The organism is Pirellulales bacterium (assembly GCA_036490175.1).
GTDB lineage: Bacteria > Planctomycetota > Planctomycetia > Pirellulales > JACPPG01 > JACPPG01.
This window is the reverse complement of the sequence record DASXEJ010000312.1, coordinates 24,305-31,212: the sequence shown is the minus strand read 5'-3', so window position 1 is coordinate 31,212 and position 6,908 is coordinate 24,305. Positions and strand designations below refer to the sequence as shown.

The following is a 6,908-nucleotide window of genomic DNA, read 5'->3' as shown; positions in this document are numbered from 1 at the left end:
CACCTTAGATCGCCAGCCACGATGTCATCGTTAACGGCCACGTTGCACACATGGCAACGACTCTAGGCGACGCCACACCGGATGTACGAGTCGGCGGAAGGCGGTTGCCGCGCGTCCTGTACGCGATCGTGATGGACCCCTCTCAAAAGTTTGGGTCATTGGAAGAACAAATAGCTGGCATCGCAAGTGCCTTCCGCGAGCGAGGCAGCCTATTCTTACCGCTATTTATCGTATCGCACCTTCCTGAACAGCCGACACCGCTCGAGCGCGCAGGCGTACCGATTGCATGTCTCGAAATGGGCGGCTTTAGCTGGCATGTCCTCGCCTCGCTCCTAAGCCTGATGCGACGATTCGAGATCGAAGCGGTGCATTGGAACTTTACCGAACCTATCAGGAACAGCTATTTATGGTGGCTGACGCTGCTCAAGCCGGGTGTCAGACATTACTACACGGACCATATCTCGCGGCTATTTCCGCTACCCCAAGCGCCGCGCGCATGGAAAAGACGGTTGCAGCGCCTGCTGTTGAAGCGATATAAGGCCGCGGTCTGTGTGAGCGGGTTCGTTCTTGAGTGCCTGAAGACACAGGGTACTTGGTCGAACGTCGTCTGTTGCCGGCATTTCATCAATATTGCGAGATTTAGTCCAGATATTGCGATGCGAACCGCAACTCGCGCGAAATGCCGGGTCCATGAAAACTTCGTGGTGTTGGCGGTGGCGCATTTGATCGAGGCCAAGGGAATTGACGTCGCCCTGCGCGCTCTCGCCTTGCTGCCGGACAGAGTCGTTTTGTGGGTCGTGGGTACAGGCGCGGAAGCTACCAACTTACAGCGGCTGTCCGCGGAGTTGGGCGTTTCTGCACGGGTGAAGTGGCACGGTTCCCAGGAATATGTTCAACACTACATGCAGGCCGCCGACTGCTTTGTGTGCCCGTCGCTGTGGGCCGAAGCGGCAGGACTAGTCAACCTCGAGGCGCAGGCCAGCGGCTTGCCCGTGATCGCCAGCAATGTTGGCGGTATTCCAGAATATGTTGCCGACGGCATCACGGGCTTGCTGTTTCCCGCCGGCGACGCGCGCGAGTTAGCCGAGCGGGTTCGCTGCCTGTTGCATGACACGCCGCTCTGCGAGCGACTCGGCAAGGCGGCGCGCGCTCGCGTCGTGAAACAGTTTTCTCCCGCGGCGCGTCTCGACGATATGCTTGCCATCTACCAGCCCTAGGGCATTAGTACCGATGAAGACATGCTAACTTCTCATGAGAGCGACGTGCCGGCGCAGGCCCAGTCGGCCGACGAACTTTCACGTGAGCTGGAAGTTCGCGGCATTGTGCGACTGCCGCAAATCGTCGACACAGAGACCTTGCGTGACATGCAAGCCTCGTTTGCTGCGCGATTGGACCACGTACGCTGGAACAACCAAGATGGGTACGAGCGCACGGAACGCTTTCGGCATATGGTGCAAGATGTATTGACGCTGTCGCAAGGTTTTGTAGACGTAGCGCTGCATCCGCTGGTCAAAGATGTCTTGCAACGGTACCTGGGTGACGCCTACGAGCTCGTCGAAGCGAAGGGGTGGAAGTCGCTGCGTACGACGCGAGGCTTTCACGGCTGGCATGGCGATGCCTGGTACGATCAGGATAAAGTTAGGGACCAGGTTCCCCGCGAGGTGAAGCTCGGATTCTACCTCAGCGATGTGCACTCGGGCGCTTTCCAATACATTTCCGGAACGCATGGCAAGCAGGCGCCGCGACCCTACTTTGCTAAGCACGAATATCGCGACTTGTCTTTGGACCAGATCGCCGAGATGCGTGGACCGATGGGGACCGCGTTTCTGTTCGACACTTCCGGGATCCACCGCCAGGCCACGCCGATCCTCGAGTCGCGGCAGGCGTTCTTCCTCAACTATCACGACCCGTCGATCCCCTTGCAAAAAGAGGATATTGACTACTATCGTTATCATCCATTGCTGCTGAACGCCGCCCTACTAGGGAACCTTTCAGCGGACGACTACCGCATCCTCGGATTCGGCAATAAGGCGAACTACTTGCCGGCTTACAGGCGCATATCGTCGCATGCCGGATTCCAAGCAGCGATAGCCAGCATCTATGGCGCTAAACTTGCAATCGAAGAATTTGGGCAACGCGTGGCAGGAAAACTGAGAAGGCTGATCAGAATTCGATGACGATGTGCACCTTTGCCACGCTCCGCCGATACCATGCCATTTTCGTTGTTCAAACAAACTGATCCACGGGACTTTGCAATTCCCAAGTTGCTCACGGCGCAGTTCTGCCGGGCAGTACTGGCAACGGCCGCCGTGTCATACTTAGTTGGCTTGGCATTGCTGTGGGGATTCCTTCGCGCCGCTGGTGACCGCTGGTGGTTCGCCACCGTGCTACTCTATGCACCACGCTGGCTGTACGGCGTGCCCTTGATCGTCCTGATTCCGTTGGCCGCTTGGGCGAATCGCCGAGCATTGTTGCCGCTTCTAGCGGCGATCGCAATTTTTATCCTCCCGGTGATGGGCTTTCGTGTCCCGCTTGCGCGAAACTCGGAGGCCGACAAACCACGGCTGCGCGTGATTACGTGCAACATGCAAGGAGGAAAGGCGGCTCGAGTCGCCTTGGCCGAGTTCGCGGTGAACGAGCAGGCAGACATCGTCGCGCTTCAGGAATGCGACAGCGATGTGCGCATTCCCTGGCCGGAGACATGGCATGAGATCAGGGAGGGCGCACTGGTTGTCGCGTCGCGCTATCCACTGCGCGATTCAGACCACTCGGTTCGCGCCCACCCTCAATCCCAGTGGCCGCCATCTAATGCTCTACGATGTGTCGTTGAAGCGCCGTCGGGCGACATAGGATTCTGCTGCGTCCACCTGCTAACTCCGCGCAGCGGTCTTGAGCGGGTTCTCGATCAGAGGACAATTGTCGCGCCAGGGCGTAGCCGGATGCTAAGCGAGTTGATTCAATGCCGTCGCTGGGAATCTGAGGAATTGAAGCAATGGATTACAGACTTTAATCGGCCGACGATCATCGCCGGCGACTTCAACATGCCCGTCGACAGCACTATCTACCTCGATATTTGGTCATCGTTTACAAATGCGTTCGACGTGGCAGGCTTCGGATTTGGCACTACCAAGATCACGACCAAACGAGGCTGGAGCTATGGGGCGCGGATCGATCAAATACTCTATGGCAATACTTTCTTTGGCTGTCGCAAATGCTGGGTTGGCCCCGACGTGGGGTCGGATCACTTCCCGCTGGTAGCGGATATCGTGGCCCGCAAACCTTCCGACATGATCCCGCCCCAAGTCGACTAGCGTCCAAGCTTGGAGCGTGATCGATACGCACCAGGGGTCCTCTTGCCCCAAGATCCCAAAGCGGGTTCGCGTACCGGCTCGTCACGCCCATTCTCTTCGCGGACACAGCAATCGGCGGTGTCTCCAACACCACCGGAGAATAATGCTGCCAGCTCGCAAGCTCTTGACATGAAATGGCTTAGTGATCGCCCGGGCGATTTCTATTCGGCATGCGACTACGAGGGCTTAAGCGCGCCCTACTCGGCTCGTTTGAACCCCTCGCTCCCCCACTTGCCTTTGCAAACGCACATGCCGCCTTCGCGGAAGCATCCACTTAACACAGGCACACTCCAAGAATGGTGCGAGAAAATCCTTTCTGGATGCTTCCCCGAAATGAAATCTGCGGCTAACATACTACTACCCGGGAGGGGTGTGGCTATGGCCCTATTGGAGTAATACACCATGACGCAACAATGCCAGGACACCGAGACCTTTCGGCAGCTGCACACTTCGTCGGGAGTCGACCGAGACCATGTTTTGGCGAGGTTTATCGACTCGTTTCAGACGTATTTGCGACTAGTCGCTGACCGTCAGTTGCCCGAGGACGTGCGGGCAAAAGTGTCTCCGTCGGACATTATCCAAAACACATATCTCGAGGCGCGGCGCGACTTCAAGCGGTTCTCGGGCAACAATGATCGCGAATTGCTAGCTTGGCTCTGCCAAATACTTCTGAACAACGTCAAGGACACCGCGCGGCACTATCAATCGCGGCAGAAACGACAGGTCTCGCGCGAGGTACCCTTGCAGCACTTGCAAGCGAATGATTGCTGCCCGGCCGCGACCGATTCGCCCAGTCGCATCGTCAGCGGCCGCGAGGAGGAAATGCGTCTCCAGCACGCACTTGCCAAGCTGCCGAAGGAATATCGGCAGGTGATCGTGCTGCGCAGTCTCGAGCGTCGCTCCTTCGCCGAAGTCGGCCAGGTGTTGAATCGCTCTGAGGAAGCAGCGCGAAAGCAATTCGGGCGTGCGATCGTGCAGTTGCAACGAATGTTGCAGCCGAGCGAGATCGACGCCGCACGCTGATTACGATCGGCAATCGCTGCTGAACCGTTCGATGCCGCTCGACACTCGGCAGTTGCATCATTCTCGGGGTGCAATAAGGCGTAATAGCGTTCCTTCTGCATCGGACATGGTGGGCGCTTTTTGCAACCTACTCGGGTAGCAGATTTCTCCCGCCACCGTCTACGGCACCTCGCCTCCCTGCGAACCTCGGCTTTGGCTTTGAATCCAATGTGCAGACGCACGCGGGACCAGCGTGAATCTCGCGGTGACACGCGATGCTCACCAGGTTCCCAAAAAGATCCAAGGTTTAGGGACGTACCGATGCAGCGTCCGGCCTAATTGGTGATCGTGACGCGCGTGTTCTTCACGGCGGCAAGTCTAATCCATAAGCGCTGCTCGGCCACGTCGAACCACCAGCCGCTTTGGCTTTTCTCCCACTCTGCGCCACTGGGGTACGCAGCCAGCGGCTTGCCTTCCAATGTGACACTCTGGGGAACCTTTTCGCGTAGGATTCGAAAGATCGTATCGCGTGTCGGTCCACCATCGACGCGAAGTTCCATTCCTGACCCACCGGGCGAGAGGACGACAAAGCTGCGGTCGCGGGCCACCTGGGGCGGAAAAGTCCGCGTGTCCCAGATCGTTGCCGTCGAAGCCTCTGCCGCGGGATAGATATCGAGCGTGCGCCAGCCTTTCGAGGCGGCGCTGCCATGCTTGACCGCATCGTTCTCCACGTCGAGGGGAATGATCGCGCCCCGTCGCACGAACAGCGGACTACGATCTGCTGGCACGTCGACATGGATCGTTTCGCCACCGCGATGCTCTATGCGATTGTCCCAATAATCCAGCCAAATGCCTTCTGGAAACGTAATTTCACGGTGCGAGTCTTCGCTAGACATCACGGCCGCCAAGAGCGAGTCGCCCAACATGAACTCGTGCCGGCCGGGGCCAAGGTGCATAAGCTTTCCTTCGCGCAGATTGGTTTGCACGTGCTGTGAATAAAAGAACGGCACCAGCTCCTGATGCAGCCACATGTAGCGGCGAAATATCTGAAAGAACTCGCTGTCGAATTTCCAAGGGCGGTGCTCGTCGTGCCCTCCGATCAGAAAAAACGGCGTGAGGGCGTTCCATTGTGCCCATCGCAGATAGAGCACGCGGGGCATGCGCTCCGTCTGTTCCTTGGCGGCCGTTTGGTAGCCACCGGTATCGGAACTGACCGACGGGTAATCGCGTTCCAAGGCGCGAAAGCCGCTGCGGATCGCCTCGTTCAGCCCTTTGTCTTTCCAGGAATGGCGCTGATCGCCCGTCCAGGTGATCGGTGCGGCATCGAAGGGAGCGTGCGGTTGATCGATGCCGCCCGAGTTGGCGATGTCGACTGATCGAACCATCGTGACAAAGTCAGGCTGACATGTGCGGCTGTAGTTGAGCGTGTCACGATAATAAAGGTCGATGTAATCGCGCCAGCTCATCGTGCCGCGCGATGTTTGCCGTTTGGTGCGGATGAACAACTCGGCCGAACCGTCCATCTTCCAACCATCGACTCCCAACGAGAGCGTGCGATCCATCACGCGATGCCACCAGGCCACCGCCTCGGGGTTGGTGTAATCGATCATGGCGCCTTTGCCCTTCCACCACGATACCGGCTCCCCCCCGTTGATGAAGTAGCCTTTGTCTTTGCCGATGGTATACAGGTCTTCCTCGTCGCCAACGGCATCGGCCAGGCTTTCCGGCGTGTTGATGACGTTGGTCATCCACAGGACTAGCCGCACGTCGCGCTTGTGCAAGGCGTCGATCATACCTCGTGGGTCGGGATAGCGTGCCTCGTCGAAACGAAAATTGTTGTAGCGCGTGGCCCAAGGGCTATCAATCAAAACCGCGCCCAGCGGCAAGTCATGATCGCGACAACCATCGACCAGGTCCCACACGGCCGCGGTCGTGTTCACGTCATCTTCCCACAGCCACGGTTTCATCGACCAGGGAGGAGCAATCGCAGCGCTGCTGGTGTCCATATTGCTCTGCATAAGCTCTCGCACCAACGGGCTTTCCTCAGCGCGTCCGACGTCGGCTACGCCCATAACGATCATTGAAACGAGAACTTGGGTGGACAGACGAAGTGAGATCGTGGCGTGCATCGTTTGATCCGAGTGGTATGCAGTTGCAGGGGCTTAATGCCAATCCGGTTGTGTAATGCCAGCGCCGCCAGGTCCGGGCAGTCTCCTAAGATACTCTGACCACGACGCTGAATCTGGTACGTACGTCCAAAGGCCGAAGGATCGGTTGAGAATTGGGAACTGATGCCAACCGGAGGACGGGAAAAGCAATTAAACAAGGCAGTGATAGGGGCCCCGTCGGAGGGGGAAACCTGTCGTTAGCGGGGTCCGGCAGTGTTCAGTACTTGCCTTAAACCGGTATCGGGCGGACGTTTTCCTGTGGGACCCCGCCCTGGATGCCGACCGCTTCGGAATACGGCATTGTCCGACTCGGAACGGCTTACCGTCCGGGTCAGTGGGTCGTAGCGAGATTCACCTCATTGCGCGAATTAGGAGGTTCTGACCACGG

The 6,908-nt window shown here is 58.0% G+C and carries 5 protein-coding genes; 4 read left to right on the top strand and 1 reads right to left on the bottom strand.

Annotated features, from left to right (window positions below; translation table 11 throughout):
- The first annotated feature begins 50 nt into the window (after nucleotides 1-50).
- From VGG64_24155 to VGG64_24140, 4 genes are all read left to right on the top strand, one after another.
- Nucleotides 51-1,217, top strand: a complete 1,167-nt coding sequence (locus tag VGG64_24155) for a glycosyltransferase family 4 protein (GenBank protein HEY1602720.1) — start codon at nucleotides 51-53, stop codon at nucleotides 1,215-1,217.
- Nucleotides 1,218-1,238: 21 nt separating this feature from the next.
- The gene (locus VGG64_24150) at nucleotides 1,239-2,177 is read left to right on the top strand and encodes a phytanoyl-CoA dioxygenase family protein (protein HEY1602719.1); all 939 of its coding nucleotides are present in this window, start codon (nucleotides 1,239-1,241) and stop codon (nucleotides 2,175-2,177) included.
- A gap of 33 nt (nucleotides 2,178-2,210) precedes the next feature.
- Nucleotides 2,211-3,311 carry an endonuclease/exonuclease/phosphatase family protein gene (locus VGG64_24145; GenBank protein HEY1602718.1) on the top strand — a complete coding sequence of 367 codons (1,101 nt, stop codon included), beginning with the start codon at nucleotides 2,211-2,213 and terminating at the stop codon, nucleotides 3,309-3,311.
- A 441-nt stretch (nucleotides 3,312-3,752) separates the two neighbouring features.
- Nucleotides 3,753-4,373, top strand: a complete 621-nt coding sequence (locus VGG64_24140; GenBank protein ID HEY1602717.1) for a sigma-70 family RNA polymerase sigma factor — start codon at nucleotides 3,753-3,755, stop codon at nucleotides 4,371-4,373.
- Between the two features lie 314 nt (nucleotides 4,374-4,687).
- Here VGG64_24140 and VGG64_24135 read toward each other — a convergent pair whose 3' ends face one another.
- Nucleotides 4,688-6,481 (bottom strand): TIM-barrel domain-containing protein, encoded by a 1,794-nt coding sequence (locus VGG64_24135; GenBank protein HEY1602716.1) that lies wholly within the window; start codon nucleotides 6,479-6,481, stop codon nucleotides 4,688-4,690.
- Nucleotides 6,482-6,908 lie beyond the last annotated feature (427 nt).

Bases quoted from the DNA above. Each gene is read 5' to 3' on its own strand.
- VGG64_24155 (HEY1602720.1), top strand. From the start codon at position 51: ATGGCAACGACTCTAGGCGACGCCACACCGGATGTACGAGTCGGCGGA.
- VGG64_24150 (HEY1602719.1), top strand. From the start codon at position 1,239: ATGCTAACTTCTCATGAGAGCGACGTGCCGGCGCAGGCCCAGTCGGCC.
- VGG64_24145 (HEY1602718.1), top strand. From the start codon at position 2,211: ATGCCATTTTCGTTGTTCAAACAAACTGATCCACGGGACTTTGCAATT.
- VGG64_24140 (HEY1602717.1), top strand. From the start codon at position 3,753: ATGACGCAACAATGCCAGGACACCGAGACCTTTCGGCAGCTGCACACT.
- VGG64_24135 (HEY1602716.1), bottom strand. From the start codon at position 6,481: ATGCACGCCACGATCTCACTTCGTCTGTCCACCCAAGTTCTCGTTTCA.